The 16,908-nt window shown below is 33.0% G+C and carries 14 protein-coding genes and 1 pseudogene; 5 read left to right on the top strand and 10 right to left on the bottom strand.

The window, feature by feature from the left end; genetic code table 11:
• Positions 1–1,619 (bottom strand): annotated as a pseudogene (locus ACOYLP_RS05485) (outer membrane protein assembly factor); the annotation flags it as partial.
• A gap of 37 nt (positions 1,620–1,656) precedes the next feature.
• Between ACOYLP_RS05485 and ACOYLP_RS05480 the strand changes: the two are divergent.
• Positions 1,657–2,412 (top strand): RNA methyltransferase, encoded by a 756-nt coding sequence (locus ACOYLP_RS05480; protein ID WP_422855177.1) that lies wholly within the window; start codon positions 1,657–1,659, stop codon positions 2,410–2,412.
• Positions 2,413–2,430: 18 nt separating this feature from the next.
• On the opposite strand, the gene ACOYLP_RS05475 is transcribed toward ACOYLP_RS05480, so the two are convergent.
• From ACOYLP_RS05475 to ACOYLP_RS05440, 8 genes are all read right to left on the bottom strand, one after another.
• Positions 2,431–3,141, bottom strand: coding sequence for a porin family protein (locus ACOYLP_RS05475; protein ID WP_422855176.1), 711 nt, complete (start codon positions 3,139–3,141; stop codon positions 2,431–2,433).
• A gap of 22 nt (positions 3,142–3,163) precedes the next feature.
• The gene (gene ubiE, locus ACOYLP_RS05470) at positions 3,164–3,895 is read right to left on the bottom strand and encodes a bifunctional demethylmenaquinone methyltransferase/2-methoxy-6-polyprenyl-1,4-benzoquinol methylase UbiE (RefSeq protein ID WP_422855175.1); all 732 of its coding nucleotides are present in this window, start codon (positions 3,893–3,895) and stop codon (positions 3,164–3,166) included.
• A gap of 107 nt (positions 3,896–4,002) precedes the next feature.
• Positions 4,003–4,485: a dihydrofolate reductase gene (locus ACOYLP_RS05465; protein ID WP_422855174.1), complete on the bottom strand. Its 483-nt coding sequence runs from the start codon at positions 4,483–4,485 to the stop codon at positions 4,003–4,005.
• Entirely contained in the window at positions 4,482–4,820 is a 339-nt protein-coding gene (locus ACOYLP_RS05460) for a 2TM domain-containing protein (protein ID WP_422855173.1), read from the bottom strand. Before ACOYLP_RS05460 ends, ACOYLP_RS05465 begins: the two co-directional genes overlap by 4 nt.
• A 214-nt stretch (positions 4,821–5,034) precedes the next feature.
• Positions 5,035–5,859 (bottom strand): thymidylate synthase, encoded by an 825-nt coding sequence (locus ACOYLP_RS05455; RefSeq protein WP_422855172.1) that lies wholly within the window; start codon positions 5,857–5,859, stop codon positions 5,035–5,037.
• 49 nt (positions 5,860–5,908) lie between these two features.
• Positions 5,909–6,535, bottom strand: coding sequence for a bifunctional nuclease domain-containing protein (locus tag ACOYLP_RS05450; RefSeq protein ID WP_422855171.1), 627 nt, complete (start codon positions 6,533–6,535; stop codon positions 5,909–5,911).
• Positions 6,536–6,730: 195 nt separating this feature from the next.
• Positions 6,731–7,699 (bottom strand): electron transfer flavoprotein subunit alpha/FixB family protein, encoded by a 969-nt coding sequence (locus ACOYLP_RS05445; protein ID WP_422855170.1) that lies wholly within the window; start codon positions 7,697–7,699, stop codon positions 6,731–6,733.
• Positions 7,700–7,784: 85 nt separating this feature from the next.
• Complete coding sequence (locus ACOYLP_RS05440) at positions 7,785–8,531, bottom strand: electron transfer flavoprotein subunit beta/FixA family protein (RefSeq protein ID WP_422855169.1); 747 nt, start codon at positions 8,529–8,531, stop codon at positions 7,785–7,787.
• 264 nt (positions 8,532–8,795) lie between these two features.
• Between ACOYLP_RS05440 and ACOYLP_RS05435 the strand changes: the two genes are divergently transcribed.
• The 3 genes from ACOYLP_RS05435 (at position 8,796) to ACOYLP_RS05425 (ending at position 14,066) form a co-directional block, all read left to right on the top strand.
• Entirely contained in the window at positions 8,796–9,794 is a 999-nt protein-coding gene (locus ACOYLP_RS05435) for a pyruvate dehydrogenase complex E1 component subunit beta (RefSeq protein WP_422855179.1), read from the top strand.
• Positions 9,795–9,889: 95 nt separating this feature from the next.
• Complete coding sequence (locus ACOYLP_RS05430; RefSeq protein ID WP_422855168.1) at positions 9,890–12,379, top strand: DUF5686 family protein; 2,490 nt, start codon at positions 9,890–9,892, stop codon at positions 12,377–12,379.
• A gap of 172 nt (positions 12,380–12,551) precedes the next feature.
• Positions 12,552–14,066: a thioredoxin-like domain-containing protein gene (locus ACOYLP_RS05425; RefSeq protein ID WP_422855167.1), complete on the top strand. Its 1,515-nt coding sequence runs from the start codon at positions 12,552–12,554 to the stop codon at positions 14,064–14,066.
• Between the two features lie 56 nt (positions 14,067–14,122).
• Here ACOYLP_RS05425 and ACOYLP_RS05420 read toward each other — a convergent pair whose 3' ends face one another.
• On the bottom strand, positions 14,123–14,842 hold the full coding sequence (locus tag ACOYLP_RS05420) for a glycosyltransferase family 2 protein (RefSeq protein ID WP_422855178.1): 720 nt from the start codon (positions 14,840–14,842) through the stop codon (positions 14,123–14,125).
• Between the two features lie 166 nt (positions 14,843–15,008).
• Between ACOYLP_RS05420 and ACOYLP_RS05415 the strand changes: the two genes are divergently transcribed.
• Positions 15,009–16,908 (top strand): sodium-translocating pyrophosphatase (locus ACOYLP_RS05415; protein ID WP_422855166.1); only part of this gene is annotated, 1,900 nt, incomplete at its 3' end.

Below are 16,908 nucleotides of genomic sequence, written 5' to 3'. Positions count from 1 at the left end.
TTATAAGACGAACGGTAAACATTAAAATAGTTACTCGGATTTATATTTTTTACAAATTGTATATTTAACAAATCAAAGCGGAAAGTAGTGTTTTTCCTTGGTGTCCAATTGTAAACTAACGAACTCGTAAAATTTTGTTTATCTAATCCGATATTGGTTTGTTTTGAATAACCCATACTAATTGTAGTATAGGGAATCATTGTTTTAGGAATTATTTTGTCAGTTTTGAAAGGCAATAATAATCGAGGAAAATTTAATCTGGCATCAGTTCCAATTTCCGAAATATTAAAAAAATTGTTGTTTGGATTAGCAAAATCTTTTGAAGCGCCAATACTTCCCCTAACTACAATTTCAAAGGTTTCAGCACCATTAAATACGTTTCGAATACTCAAAAATGTATTTCCGGATATTCCAAAATCCTGTATGTTGGAATGTATAAAATCGGCAGAAAAACCAAATGTGTATTTCTTTCTTGGTGACAAATAAATATTTGCAATCAAACCATTTTTTTGGTTTTTATCTTCTATATATTGAATCAATGGATAGTTGAAAACCTTTAGATTACTCAAATATTTTGAAGTTAAGCTTGTTTTGTTATCCGAAAAATAATTTCCTTTGGTTACAAAAACACCATCGGTAATAGCTTTTGGACGGTATTTCAATTTGTTGACACTATATAAGGTGAAATCTTTATAAACAGTGCTGTCTTTTATAGGAAGATTTTGATTGATTGGACTATAGTCAGTAAAAATGTTAACCTTGCTTATTTTATACAATTCAAAAGGAACATTATACAAACTGTCTTCTACTCGGATAGATTCATTTTCAATAATCAAATCTACATTCGCAAGATGCTTATTGTTAATAGTATCAATAACATAATTCACATAGTTTTGTTGAAAACGGAAGGCGCCATTGTTTCTAAAATCTTCTGTAATTCTAGATTTTTCGGAATCAAAATTTGAATATTCAAGTCGTTTTCCAAATCTTATAAATGAGTTTCTTTTTCTTAATTGATAAATCGAATCTAAAGGTTTACTCGAGATGTGACTATTGATACTGTCAATTATATAGGGGTTTCCTTTGAGAATGTCGTATCTCAATTTCACTTTTTTAGGACTAATGCTGTCAATTTTATATTTAGCAGTGACATCAAAATAGCCACGAGTATAGTAATAAGACTTCAAACGTCGAAGCGATTTTTTTGTGCTTACAGTATCCAAAATAACTGGAGCCTCACCAGTTTTTCTTAAGAAATTATGAATGCCCGAATACCAAAAAGATTCCCCTAATCTTTTGACCTGTTTCTTAGAAAGCCATTTAGCTTTTCGGTTATATTTTTTTGGATTATTGACAAACTTGGCCCTGTATATGGAATCGGTTTTTTCCTTGGCCAAATTGAAAATGTTTAGTCGCAAACGATATCCAAGAATAGCGCTATTTTGTTTTTGGTACAACTGATTGAAAACATCTTCAACATTGTTTTTTTTACCGTCGACAAAAATATTGTTTTTGGTTAAGAGACTTTTACCGTCAGAGACTCTTTTTGTGGTGTTACAACCAAAGATAATTAGTCCAATTAGAATAAATAATGATATTTTTGTGATACTATTTTTCAAGTCTTGCGAAATATTTAATTCAAAAATACATTATTTTATGGTTAGTAAAAACCAAATAAAATTAATTACAAGTCTTCAACATAAAAAATATAGAATAGAGCATCAATTGTTTATTGCCGAAGGCGTAAAGGTAGTTCAAGAATTGCTAGCATCAAATTTTGCGCTTGAACATTTATTCGAAACAGCAGCTATTTTTGAACAAGTGCCAATTTCCCAAAAAAAATTGATAAAAGAAGCTGACATGAAGCGAATTACAGCTTTGACTTCGGCAAGCACTTGTTTGGCAATTTTTAAAATTTCAAAAGCAACTCTAATAGATACTAAAGGATTGATTGTTGCTTTAGATGATATACGTGACCCTGGGAATTTGGGGACAATTATTCGGCTTTGCGATTGGTTTGGCGTTACGCAACTTTTGTGTTCACCCGAAACCGTTGATGTGTATAATCCAAAAGTAATTCAGGCAACAATGGGTTCTATTGCTCGAGTTAAGGTGAATTATGTTAATTTGAATGACTATATTTCACAAAGTTCACTTCCTGTTTTTGGCACTTTTATGGATGGCAAAGACCTTTATAAAGAAGTGTTGCCAAAAGAAGCTATTCTAATTCTCGGAAATGAGGCTAATGGAATTTCTACAAGTTTAGAAAAAAATATCAAAAACAGAATCGCCATTCCAAGATTTCCTAAGGCAGAGGGTGATACCATGTGTGGTGACATCCAAAAAACAGAAAGTTTAAATGTAGCCACTGCAGCAGCTATTTTCCTCAGCGAATTCAGAAGAAACGGATAACAGACAACTGACAATATTTTAGTGGAATGTAAAATTGATCAATACCGCACGAGTTTTAATCGATTCTATATTTCCGGTCCAAGGACTATTTGGATCAGCGTCGCGAATTAATTCATCTTTCAATCCAAAAACACCACGAATGGAAGGCGAGAATTTAAAATATTCAAAATACAAATCAATCCCAAAGCCTACAGTATAATTCTGTGTCCATTGTTTTACACGAAACTTTTGCAATTCATTTCCGTCTTTTGATTTAGCGTTGCTCGAAAGATTTAAGGTTGAAGATAATCCGCCTACAAGGTAAGGTCTAACATTTCCTGTTCTCAAAGATGAGAATTTTACAAGCAACGGAAAATCGATATAAGTAGCTTTCACATCTCTGACTCTATCTCTTTCGGTTGTGAATTCAGAATAAGTTAGCATTCTGCTTGCGTAATATAATCCGGGTTCAAATCGTAACTCTATATATTCGTGTAGCCGAAGCACGCCAACCAAACCAACGTTAAATCCGGAATTGCCTTTTACATCTATTAATTTATTCGGGGCGGGATTCGTTTTAAAATCGGTTTTAAAATCAAAACTACTAAAACCCAAAAAGTAACCCCAATACACACGCTGTTTGTCAAAATTCTCCAAATTAATTATCGGATCTTTTGTAAACATGCTTTTGCCTAATTGTGCGTTAGCATATAAAGAAAGTAGAAGAAAAAGAACTACTATTTTTTTCATATTGTTACTGAAAATGTCATTTTCATTTTTTAGTTGCTGTATAAATCGTAGCAACACCCATCGTCTGTGGCATAGCTTTACATTCTATAAACGAAATTTTACGCAATATATTGTTTAATGTTTCTCCAAAAGGAAAATTTGCTGCCGATTCTGATAAATAGCCATAAGCATTATTATCTTTCGAGAAAACTTTTCCAATAATAGGTAAAATATATTTAGTGTAGAATGCATAGCCTTGTTTAAAAGGAAATTTGGTTGGAACTGAAGTTTCCAAAATAACAAAAATTCCATTAGGCTTCAAAACCCTGTAGATTTCGGCTAAGCCTTTTTCTAAAGTTTCAAAATTTCGAATGCCAAACGAAACCGTAATTGCATCAAAATAATTATCAGGATAAGGCATGTTTTCACTGTCGCCCAAAACCATTTCTATTTTTTCAGATAGTTTTTTGGCTTCTATTTTTTGTTTTCCAACTTCGAGCATTCCAGCCGATATATCAAGCCCAATAATTTTTTTAGCAGAAGTATTTGACATCATTATTACCAAATCTCCAGTTCCCGTGGCAATGTCAAGAATAGTTTCCGGATTTTTTTCGGCCACTAATGCCACTACTTTTTTTCTCCATTTCATATCAATGCCAAGCGATATCACTCGGTTCAAGCCATCATAATTTTCCGAAATGTTATCAAACATTTGGGCAACTTGTTCTTTTTTGCCTAATGATGAATCTTTATATGGCGTGATAATTTTTGACATTCTTAAATTTTCGACAAATATACTATTTTAGAGTAGCAAAGTTTTAAACTTCCAAAGTTTTGAAAAAATAAAATATTTTTGCTATTTACTCTACCAATTTAACTTTGCTACTTTTTAAGATACGTTTCAAAAGTAAAATCAAAGTGATGTTTTTCGTCTTTTGGATGATATTCCTCGGAAGTTAATTTCCATTTAGTCAAATCTATTTCAGGAAAAAAGGTATCGGCATCAAAGGCGTGATGCACTCTTGTTATGTCCAATTTGTCAGCTATTTCAATAGATTGGTTATAAATTTCGCCACCTCCAATGATGAATAGCTCTTCATCTTTTGGGCAAACTGAAATCGCTTTTGCAAGCGAATCAACGATAAGACAGCCTTCTGGTTGATAGTCTTTTTGACGAGTAATTATAACATGTATTCTATTAGGTAAGGGTTTTTGAAAACTTTCAAAAGTTTTTCTTCCCATAATTATGTGATGCCCGGAAGTTATATTTTTAAATCTTTTGAAATCATCAGGCAAATGCCAAAGAAGTTGGTTGTCTTTTCCAAGCGCATTGTTTTCGGAAACTGCAGCGATAAGTGTAATCATTCGGCTGTAGGTTTTGAATTTTCCAAATCATTTTTTAGCTTTTCTATTTTGTTGGCTTGCCGTAGCATTAATTTGTCAATTTGCTCTCTTTCCCAGTTTTTATTCATAAAATTATTAATCACAAAAACCTTGACAACATGTAGAATAAATAGAAAAAACCAAGTTGTAACTGCCCATGTCCACCAAGTTATATCTGGATAGAGGCCTAGCAATTTATTGGCAATAATTAAAAAAAGGCTGCCAACACAAAGCAGTATAAAATGATAAAACAAGCCTTTTTTTTGCTTGATTCGATCTCTTGCATATTCATATAATTCGTGTTGTATTGGTTCCATAAGTCGAAATTGCGGCTTAAAGGTAGAATTTATTTTTAAAACGGAGAAATATGATTTTAGGTTATCTCCTTCCTAAAGACATATCTTTTGAGTTCAAATATTCAGTTGATGGCACTTGTATATTATCCGGTTGCAGATAGTGATGCTTACATCGAATTTGCTAGTTCAAAAAATAGTGTGATAGCACTATAAATTTTGGTTTGGATTTTTTGTTTTATACAGCCACTTGTCCTTTAATGTGAGGATGTGGGTCGTAGCCTTCTAAAGTAAAATCGTCAAAAGTAAAGTCAAAGATATTTTTCACTTCAGGATTTAGTATCATTTTTGGTAATGCTCTTGGCTCGCGAGTCAATTGCAATTCCACTTGTTCAAAATGGTTATTATAAATATGCGCATCACCAAAAGTGTGAATGAATTCGCCAACCTGCAGATCACAAACCTGAGCAATCATCATCGTAAACAAGGCATACGAAGCAATATTGAAAGGAACTCCAAGAAATATATCAGCGCTTCGTTGGTACAATTGACAAGATAATTTTCCGTCAGCTACATAAAACTGAAAGAATGCATGACACGGAGGCAAAGCGGCTTTTCCGTTGGCGACATTTTCGGCAAACGACTTTGATGTATCTGGTAAAACAGATGGGTTCCAAGCCGAAACTAACATCCTTCTGCTGTTTGGATTTTTCTTTAACGTGTCAATTAATTCGGTAATTTGGTCAATTTCTTCGCAATTCCAGTTGCGCCATTGGTGTCCATAAACAGGGCCTAAGTCACCATTTTCATCGGCCCATTCGTCCCAAATCTTAACGCCATTTTCCTGAAGATAACCAATATTGGTATCTCCTTTTAAGAACCAAAGTAATTCATAGATAATCGATTTTAAATGAAGTTTTTTAGTAGTTACCATAGGAAAACCTTCATTTAAGTCAAAACGCATTTGATACCCAAAAACACTTTTGGTTCCCGTTCCTGTTCTGTCTCCTTTTTGGCAACCGTTTTCCAAAACGTGTTGCATTAAATCGTGGTATTGCTTCATTTATTTTGACTCTATGATATATGCTTTAAGCCTAATGCCTATTGCCTTTTTATGATTCTCTTTTCGAAATTTCATCTCTTATCTTTGCTGCCTTTTCATAGTCTTCGTTTTGAACTGCTTTTTCTAAAGATTCATGTAATTCAGAAAGACTCATGCTTTTGTATATATCGGTTGAGGCTTTGCCTTCGTTGTCTAATCCAAAAGTTTCCGGAGTTGTTAGTACACCTTCATCATCCGGATTCTGATTATCAAATTCGTTTGGATTTTTCAGATAAATTCCAGATTTATCCAAAATGTTTTTATAAGTAAAAATTGGAGCAGAAAATCGCAACGCTAAAGCAATTGCATCTGATGTTCGAGCGTCAATAATTTCTTCAATTTTATCTCTTTCGCAAATAATACTCGAATAAAAAACACCATCAACCAGTTTGTGAATGATGACTTGTTTTACTACAATATCAAATCGGTCCGCAAAACTTTTGAACAAATCATGAGTCAGGGGACGCGGTGGTTTTATTTCTTTTTCGAGGGCAATCGCAATTGATTGTGCTTCGAAAGCACCAATAACAATAGGCAATTTCCTTTCACCATCTACTTCATTTAAAATCAAAGCATACGCACCATTTTGCGTTTGACTATAAGAAATTCCTTTTACAGTTAGTTTTACTAAACTCATTAGTTGTAATTGTCAAGTCTTGATTATTAAGTATCAAAACTTTTATTTATTGTGAATTTATGTCCCGAAGGTTCGAAATGCAAAGTAACAAAAAGTTTTCGCTACTGGAAACTTTTAAATCCCAAAAAAAGAAAATTCCAAACTCTATTAATTTACTTAATTGGAATTTGGAATTTGAACTTTTGGAATTTATTTTTAAGCGTTTTGTGCTTTAAAGTCTGCTAATTTTTTTGTTAATCTTGGGAGAATTTCTAAAGCGTCTCCCACAATTCCGTAATCGGCAACTTTAAAAAATGGTGCATCTGCATCAGTGTTGATTACCACTTTCACTTTAGAGGAGTTGATTCCAGCAATATGTTGAATCGCCCCTGAAACTCCAACAGCAACATATAAATTGGCAGCCACGGGTTTCCCTGTTTGTCCAACGTGTTCACTATGAGGTCTCCAGCCTAAGTCAGAAACTGGTTTCGAACAAGCGGTTGCTGCACCAAGAACTCCCGCCAAATCTTCTAAAATTCCCCAATTTTCAGGACCTTTTAATCCACGACCGCCAGAAACTACAACATCTGCATCAGCGATGGTCACTTTTCCTGTACTTTTTTCAACCGATTCTATTTTTACATTGAAATCAGCATCATTCAAACTTGGCATGAAATCTTCTTCGGTTGCAGCTGAAGTGCTTTCGAAAACGCCATAAGAGTTTTTGGCAAGGCTTACTATTTTAACATCGGTATTTATTTCAGTGATATTAAATGCTTTGTTTGAAAAAGCAGTTCGTTTTACTTGAAAAGGTGAAGTGCTCAAAGGTAATCCTACCACATTGGAAGCAAATCCCGCGTCTAAACCTATGGAAACTATTGGCGCCATGTATAAACTGTCTGTAGTAGAAGATAATAAAATTACTTTAGAACTTTCTTTTTGCGCTGCTTGCTTAATTACATCAGCAAAAGCTTTTGCGTTAAAATTGTTTAATTTATCATTAGACACTTTTAAGATTTTGTCTACTCCATATTTTGACAAATCGGAAACAATTCCGGCGTTTACGGTTACTGCTGTAACTGTTGTTCCTAAGGTTTCGGCAACTTTTTTGGCATAAGAAGCCAATTCAAAAGCAACTTTTTTAAATTTTCCATCTGCTGATTCAGCGTAAATTAATAATGACATAATTTATATTTTTTTGTGTCTAAAGTCTTAAGCCGCAATTTTTAAAGAAGTTTTCTTTTGACTTTCGGCTTTTGACATTTGACTGTTAGATAACTTTAGCTTCGTTGTGTAATGCATTGATTAAACCATCTAAATCATCTGCAGCGAATAATTTAACCGCTGATTTTGGAGCTGGTTTTTCAAATTTAACTGCTTTGGTATTATTGTTAGCTGTCACCGGTTCAAGAACAGTTAAAACTTTAGTTCTTGCGGTCATAATTCCTCTCATGTTCGGAATACGTAAGTCTTTTTCTTCTACTAAACCTTTTTGCCCGCCAATAACTAGTGGCAATGAAGCCGAGATGGTTTCTTTTCCACCGTCAATTTCTCTGGCTGCTTTAGCAGACGTTCCGTTGATAGTTACTTCTATACAAGAATTTACAAAATTATAATTCAATAAAGAAGCTAGCATTCCAGGAACCATTCCTCCATTGTAATCTAATGACTCTTTTCCACAAATTATTAAATCGTAGCCACCATTTTTAGCCACTTCAGCTAATTGTTTGGCTACAAAAAAACCATCGGTTGGAGTAGCATTCACTCTAATAGCTTCATCAGCACCTATGGCCAAAGCTTTTCGTAAGGTAGCTTCAGCATCAGCACTACCTACATTTATAACGGTAACATTTGCTCCTTGTTGTTCTTGAAACCAAATGGCTCTAGTTAATCCAAATTCGTCATTCGGATTGATTACATATTGAACACCATTTGTGTCAAATTCGGTATCACCATTTACAAAATTAATTTTTGAAGTAGTATCAGGAACATGACTGATGCAAACTAATATTTTCATAAGTATTTAGTTTTGTTGAAAATTTCGAAGCACAAAATTAGAATATTATTTTGAATAATAACTTATGCGCCCATGACATATTTTTACTATTATATCGATTTCGTAAAGCATAAATAAAGATAATCCTTTCTATTCAATTATTTGTACTACTTTGTAAGATGATTTATAACTTAAATATGTTTTTTAATCGTTTTTAATTTTTATTTTTGCCATTCAAAATTTCCCTCGACTGTAGTTTATGTTGAGCGAAGTCGAAGTACTGGAATTACAAAAAAAACAGGATTTATGAGAACAATTCAATTTAGAGAAGCAATAGCCGAAGCGATGAGTGAAGAAATGCGTCGAGATGAATCGGTGTATTTAATGGGAGAAGAAGTTGCAGAATATAATGGTGCTTATAAAGCTTCTAAAGGAATGTTAGACGAGTTTGGACCAAAAAGAGTAATCGATACACCTATCGCTGAGCTCGGTTTCGCCGGAATTGCAGTAGGTTCAGCGATGAACGGTTGTCGTCCGATTGTAGAATATATGACTTTCAATTTTTCCTTAGTTGGTATAGATCAAATAATAAATAATGCTGCTAAAATGCGTCAAATGTCGGCTGGACAATTTCCAATGCCAATGGTATTTCGTGGACCGACAGCTTCTGCCGGACAACTAGGAGCAACGCATTCACAAGCTTTCGAAAACTGGTTTGCTAATACTCCAGGTCTAAAAGTAGTGGTGCCGTCAACAGTTTATGATGCCAAAGGGTTATTAAAAGCTGCTATTCGCGACAACGATCCAGTTATTTTTATGGAATCGGAACAAATGTATGGTGATAAAGGCGAAGTGCCGGAAGGAGAATATACAATTCCGCTTGGCGTTGCCGATATAAAAAGAGAAGGTACAGACGTAACAATTGTTTCTTTTGGAAAAATCATCAAAGAAGCTTTTATCGCTGCTGATGAATTAGCCAAAGAAGGAATCTCATGCGAAATCATCGATTTGAGAACGGTTCGCCCAATGGATTATGATGCAATCATTAACTCGGTAAAAAAAACAAACCGATTAGTAGTTTTAGAAGAAGCATGGCCATTTGCCAGTGTAGCTTCTGAAATTACCTATATTATTCAGGAAAGAGCTTTTGATTATTTGGATGCGCCAATTCAAAGAATCACAACTGCTGATACACCTGCGCCTTATTCACCAACTTTATTAAAAGAATGGTTGCCAAACGCAGAAGATGTTATTAAAGCTGTAAAAAAAGTAACTTATAAATAGATTGTAAGTAGTTATCCAAAAATCGAAAAATCTAATTATCTAATTCCCTATATTTGAAACTTCATCAGAATAATTTTGATGAAGTTTTTTTTGCCATGAAAAAATTATTTATTCTACTTGTTGTTTTTTTTGCTTTAATACACAACGGCTTTAGTCAAACTAAAGTAAGTGGTATTGTACTAGATAATTCAAATCAACCCATACCTTATGCTAATGTAGTATTTAAGGGTTCCAATACTGGTGTTGTTTCTAATGAAGATGGTAGATTTTACATAGAATCTCCCAATAATTATAAAGAATTAATAGTTTCTTTTACAGGATTTCCGGATAAAATTGTCAAATTACCCAAATTAGTTAACTTTGATTTCAAAGTAATTCTAACAGAAGGGAACAGTTTAAAAGAAGTCAAAATTTTTGCTGGGAAAACTTCCAAAAAGAACAATCCAGCCTTGGATATTCTCCGAAAAATTTGGGAAAGAAGAAGAAAGAATGGATTAAAAATGTTCAAGCAATATCAATATGAAAAATACGAAAAAGTAGAATTTGATATGAACACTATTGATAGTGCTTTTATGAAAAGTAAAATTTTCAAGGGTATGGAGTTCGTGTTCAAAAACGTAGATACTTCTAGAGTTACGGGGAAAACCTATTTGCCAATATTCATAAATGAGTCATTAACGGATTTTTATGGTGATAATGAAAATAAAAGATCAAAGGAAATCCTAAAAGCCAATAAAAATTCAGGTTTAGGAAGTGGCGATGGCGTAAATATGTTTATCAAAGATTTGTATAACGATTATGATATCTATGATAACTATCTAAATTTGTTTGATAAAAGTTTTACAAGTCCATTATCTAAGACAGGAATTGATGTGTATAATTATGTATTAGCGGATACAGCAGTCATCGATAACAAGTTGTGCTATAACATAGTTTTTTATCCCAGACGTAAAAACGAATTGACTTTTAAAGGAGATTTTTGGGTAAACGATACCACTTTTGCCATCAAGAAAATTAACATGGCAATCACTAAAAGCGCTAACATCAACTGGGTAAAAGACATTTATTTAGAGCAAGAATATGAAGTTCTGAATGATTCTGTTTTTTTACCAACTAGAGATTATATGATGTCTGACTTCGCTTTGAGAAAGAAAGAAGAGTCGAAAGGGGTTTATGGAAAACGTACAACATTATATAGAAATTTTAAGTTTAATGAAAAAAAACCTGATAAATTCTATAAAGATGAAATCAATTATATTGACAATGCTGTTTATGCCCGATCAAATGATTATTGGGATGAAAATCGATTCGAAAAGTTAAACAAAGACGAGAGGAAGATCTATGCAATGATTGACACTCTCAAAACGGTTAAAAGATTCAAACAATTATATAGTTTAGTATCTATTTTGGGCAGTGGTTATATTGAAATTCCAAAATGGCATTTAGATTATGGACCGATATTTTCAACGGTTGGTTTTAATGAAGTTGAAGGATGGCGTTTAAGAGCAGGAGGAAGGACTTATTTTGGGCCAAATGATTTGTGGCGAATCCAAGGTTATACAGCATATGGATTTGAGGATAATAAATTTAAATATGGCATTTCTGGTAAATGGATGATAGATAAAAAAAATAGAATTATTCTCTCAGGAGGAAATAGAAGAGATGTAGAACAAATAGGCGCTAGTTTAACATCAACCAATGATGTATTAGGGAGAAGTTATGCTTCTTCAGGTCTTTTTACAACTGGTGCGAATGGTAAATTGACCAACATTAATTTGACCACTCTAGCAGCAGAAATTGAACCTATAAAAAATGTAACATTTCAATTGGGGTTCTCCTATAGAACTTTGGAATCAGCATCAGATACTTTTAAGTTGGATTATTTTACTGACGCGACACTTACAAACACAAAAAGTAAAGTAACACAATCGGAGTTAAATATTCAAATTGAAATGACTCCAAAGAAAAAAACTATTGGATATGGCGTAGAAAGAAGAGACATTGATTCGCCGTTTAGTAGAGTTTTTATCAATTACGGTCAAGGGTTTAAAGGGTTTATCAATAGTGATTTTGATTATCAAAAAATTCAGTTATACTACAAACAACCGGTTATCATTGGAGCAATTGGGCGCTCTAATTTCACCATTGAATTGGGAAAAACATTTGGGGAAGTGCCGCTGGGTTTAATGAGTGTAGTGCCCGGAAATCAAACACTTTTCATAATTAACAATACATTTAGTAATCTAAATTTCTACGAGTTTGTAGCCGATCAATATGCCACTTTACAGTTGGAACATAATTTTCAAGGAAAAATATTTGCCCGAATTCCATATTTAAGAAAACTGAATCTAAGAGAAATTATAGGTGTAAGAGGAGTCTACGGAACAGTTTCGGATGAAAACATAGCGATAAACGCTTCAGGCTTATCATACCTTGCTCCTGAAAAACCGTATTGGGAATATAGTGCCGGAATTGGAAATATATTTAAAGTGTTTCGACTTGATTTTGCTTGGAGAGGAAATTACAGAGATGTTCCTGACACGAGTAATTTTACCATCAAAGGGTCTTTTGGATTTTACTTTTAAATTCAATAAGCAATACATGCTTCCTTTTTTTACAGCATTATCATAATGAAAACCGAAAATTAAAAGTATATATTTTTTTAAGTAATTATTAATTGATTTGATCTTTAATATCTCAAAAAAAAATATAAAATTTGAGCATTCTTGTAAATTGATTTACCAAACTTTTTACCTTATGAAAAAAGCACTTTTTTTACTTTTCATGTTTTGTTTGTATTTTAGTTTAAATGCTCAATCTTCAAAAGTGGCTACAAATTATGAGATTAACATTCAACTTAAAAATTATAAAGATACCGTTGCCTATCTTAACTATTATGAGTTTGGCAATAAAATAACTGCCGCCACTTGTCATGGTGTGAAAAATGATAGAATAATTTTCAAGGGAAAAGGAAAATTGAAAACAGGACTTTACTCTTTACACGGTAAAGACAAAAAAAGTTATTTGGATTTTTTTATTGATGAATCTACTCAAAAATTAGAGTTAAAAAGTGATGATTCCGAAAATTATTTAAAAGGTGTTGTTGCTCTCAATTCAAAATTAGAAAATGATTTTTTTACTTATATAAAATATTCCATAAAACAAAATATAGCTCTTAAAGAAATCTGTGCTTTAGGAAAAGGATTGGCAAAGAAAGATTCATTAGCTGTGGTAAGTCCAAAATTTAAATCTGTTATGAATGACATCTATAACTATGAAGAAAACTTTATTAACCAAAATAAAGGAACTTATATTGCAGCTGTCATTAATCTAAAAATTGATCGCACCTTAAGAGATATTCCTAATGCATCAAATGGAAGACCTGATAGTCTTTTGGTAAAAAAGTATTATAGAAATCACTATTGGGATAATGTTAATTTTAAAGATGATGCCATTTGTAGAAACCAGTTTTTTGTTGGGAAAGTCAATAATTATTTTGATAATATAGTGCCATTTGATATAGATTCTGTTACAGTTGAAATTGATAAATTCATTAACAAAACCAAGGCAAATCCAAGACTAACTAAACTATTATTAGATCATTTAGTGAATAAATATGAGCTTGCATCTATGGGGTTTGATAAAGTTTTAATTCATCTTGTTGATACTTATTTCAAAAGCGGAAAAGCAACCCTCTTTTATAAAGATCAAAGCGAAATAGATAGAATTATCAAGCGTGCTGAGAAAATAAGACCCTTGCAAGTAGGTAAAATAGCTCCTGATTTAGCCATGATAAAAGCAACGGATAGGGATAAAATAGCTCAAATGGGTTTTGAAAATGTGAAGACAAGTGATGACCTAACTAAATTGTTTTACAGCAAACAAAAAGAATTAAATAATATGTATTTAAAAATGAATTCTATTCAAGCAAAATACTTAATTGTTGCTTTTTGGGACGTTGATTGTAGTCATTGCAAAACAGAAATTCCAAAACTATTAAATCTTTATCATGAATTTCAAAAAGAAAACAAAGACGTTAAAGTCTTTTCGGTTTATGTTTATCATGAAGTAGATAAATACATGAAATACATTAACGATAATAAACTTGATTGGATAAATGTATATGACGGAGCATATAATAATAATGTAGTAGACAAGTATGAAGTTCGAACAACTCCTGTGATCTATATTCTAGACGAGAATAAAGTTATAAAAGTTAAAAAAATACCCGTTGATAAAATCAAACCTTTTCTTTTTGATTTGGAAAAATAAAAATGTACTGCAAATTATTTTTATAGTAGAATAGAAATCGTAAGTCTTTGGTTTAATTACTTGAAAAGACCATATCTTAGAATACAATAAATGGCATGAAAACCATCTTTCCAATTGATTTTTTTGCCTTCTTCAAAAGTTCTTCCATAATAACTAATACCAACTTCGTAAATTCTAATTTTAGGAATTCGTGCCACTTTTTGGGTTACTTCTGGCTCAAAACCAAAACGTTTTTCTTTCAGTTGAATCGATTTTAAAATATCGGAACGAAACATTTTGTAGCAAGTTTCCATATCAGTCAAGTTCAGATTAGAAAACATATTGCTCAAAAAAGTCAAAAATTTATTTCCGATACTGTGCCAAAAGAACAGAATCCGATGAGGTTTTCCACCCATAAAACGACTTCCGTAAACAACATCGGCAACACCATCAATTATTGGCTTTAGGAGAATATTATATTCTTGAGGGTCATATTCTAAATCGGCATCCTGAATTACCATAACTTCTCCAGTGGCTACTTTTATTCCAGTGTGAAGTGCAGCACCCTTTCCTTTGTTTTTATCGTGTTCCAAGAAAACAATATTCAAATTGGAATTCTTTTCTATATAACTTTTTACACTTTCAACTGTATTGTCTGTGCTACTATCATTAACAATAACAATTTCTTTTTCAATTGAATTGATAAGAGTAACAGCTTTTATTTTGTCCAATATTTTATAAATAGTTGGGCCTTCATTGAAGCACGGAATAATGATTGAAAGTTTTTTAATTTCCATTGAAATGATAAATATGTCCAAAAATAGTTTTTTTGTTTTAGTAAGCAATAATTTACATTAAACATATGTAAATCAGTTAAGCTAATATTCGCAAATTATATTGTTTTTATTTGTTAAAGTTTTGTTACTTTTGCGACCGATAAAATTTATAACAAAAATTATATTTATGGAATCATACATGATTTATGTGCCTATAGTTATGGCATTAATTGGATTGGCTTTTATGGCAATCAAAAGAGCTTGGGTTTTAAAACAAGACGCCGGAGATGGTAAAATGAAAGAGATTTCAGATTACATCTACGAAGGTGCTCTAGCTTTCCTAAAAGCAGAGTACAGATTATTAGCAATATTTGTAGTTATTTCGAGTGTTGTTTTAGCAGGAATTACATTTTTACCGGGAGTTAAAACACATTTATTAATTGTTATTGCATTTGTTTTCGGTGCTTTCTTTTCAGCTTTAGCTGGAAATATGGGAATGAAAATCGCAACAAAAACTAACGTAAGAACAACGCAAGCAGCTCGTACAAGTTTGCCTCAAGCACTAAAAGTTTCTTTTGGTGGCGGAACTGTAATGGGATTAGGAGTTGCCGGATTAGCTGTTTTAGGTTTGACAGGATTCTTCATTATATTATATAATATGTTTATGGGCGGTGCTTGGACAGCAAATGGGACAGAAGACATGACTGTTGTTCTTGAAACATTAGCTGGTTTCTCTCTCGGAGCTGAATCTATCGCTTTGTTTGCGCGTGTTGGTGGAGGTATTTATACCAAAGCAGCTGACGTTGGTGCCGATTTAGTTGGTAAAGTAGAAGCAGGAATTCCAGAAGATGATCCACGTAATCCTGCAACTATTGCAGATAATGTTGGTGATAATGTTGGTGACGTTGCTGGTATGGGAGCCGATTTATTCGGTTCATACGTTGCAACTGTTCTAGCTGCTATGGTTCTTGGTAATTATGTTATCAAAGATATGGGCGGAAAAATTGAAGACGCTTTTGGTGGAATTGGACCAATCTTATTGCCAATGGCAATTGCTGGTTTTGGAATCTTATTCTCAATCATTGGAACAATGCTAGTAAAAATTTCTAGTGATGATGCAAAAGAAGCTCAGGTTCAAAAAGCATTAAACATCGGGAACTGGGTTTCTATCGTTTTAACTGCAGTTGCTTGTTTCTTTTTGGTTACTCATATGTTGCCTGAAACTATGAAAATGTCATTCTTCGGTGAAGGATTACAAGATATTTCTTCAATGAGAGTTTTCTACGCTTCTTTAATAGGATTATTTGTTGGTGGAGCTATTTCATCAGTAACTGAATATTATACAGGATTAGGTACAAAACCAGTATTGGCAATAGTACAAAAATCATCAACAGGTGCAGGAACAAATGTAATTGCTGGTTTAGCAACCGGAATGATTTCTACATTCCCAACGGTATTATTATTTGCAGGTGCAATTTGGTCAACATATGCTTTGGCTGGTTTCTACGGAGTTGCTCTTGCTGCTTCTGCAATGATGGCAACTACAGCTATGCAGTTAGCAATCGACGCTTTCGGACCAATTTCTGATAATGCTGGTGGTATAGCTGAAATGAGTGAATTACCAAAAGAAGTTCGTACGCGTACAGATATTTTAGATTCAGTTGGTAATACAACAGCGGCTACAGGAAAAGGTTTTGCTATCGCTTCTGCAGCTTTAACTTCGTTAGCCCTATTTGCTGCGTATGTAACGTTCACAGGAATCGACGGGATTAACATTTTCAAAGCTCCAGTATTGGCAATGTTGTTTGTTGGAGGAATGATACCAGTAGTTTTCTCTGCATTAGCAATGAACTCTGTTGGAAAAGCGGCAATGGACATGGTTTATGAAGTACGTCGTCAGTTTAAAGAAATTCCAGGAATTATGGAAGGAACCGGAAAACCGGAATATGGCAAATGCGTTGAGATTTCTACAAAAGCTGCTTTACGCGAAATGATGTTGCCTGGTGTTATGACTATTGGTTTTCCAATTGCTATTGTATTGTTAGGGAAACTAGTTTATGCTGATAATAATCAATTAATTGCAGAAA

It is taken from the genome of Flavobacterium sp., assembly GCF_049318325.1.
Lineage (GTDB): Bacteria > Bacteroidota > Bacteroidia > Flavobacteriales > Flavobacteriaceae > Flavobacterium.
Note: the sequence above shows the minus strand (reverse complement) of the source record. Positions and strands in the feature narration are given on the sequence as shown.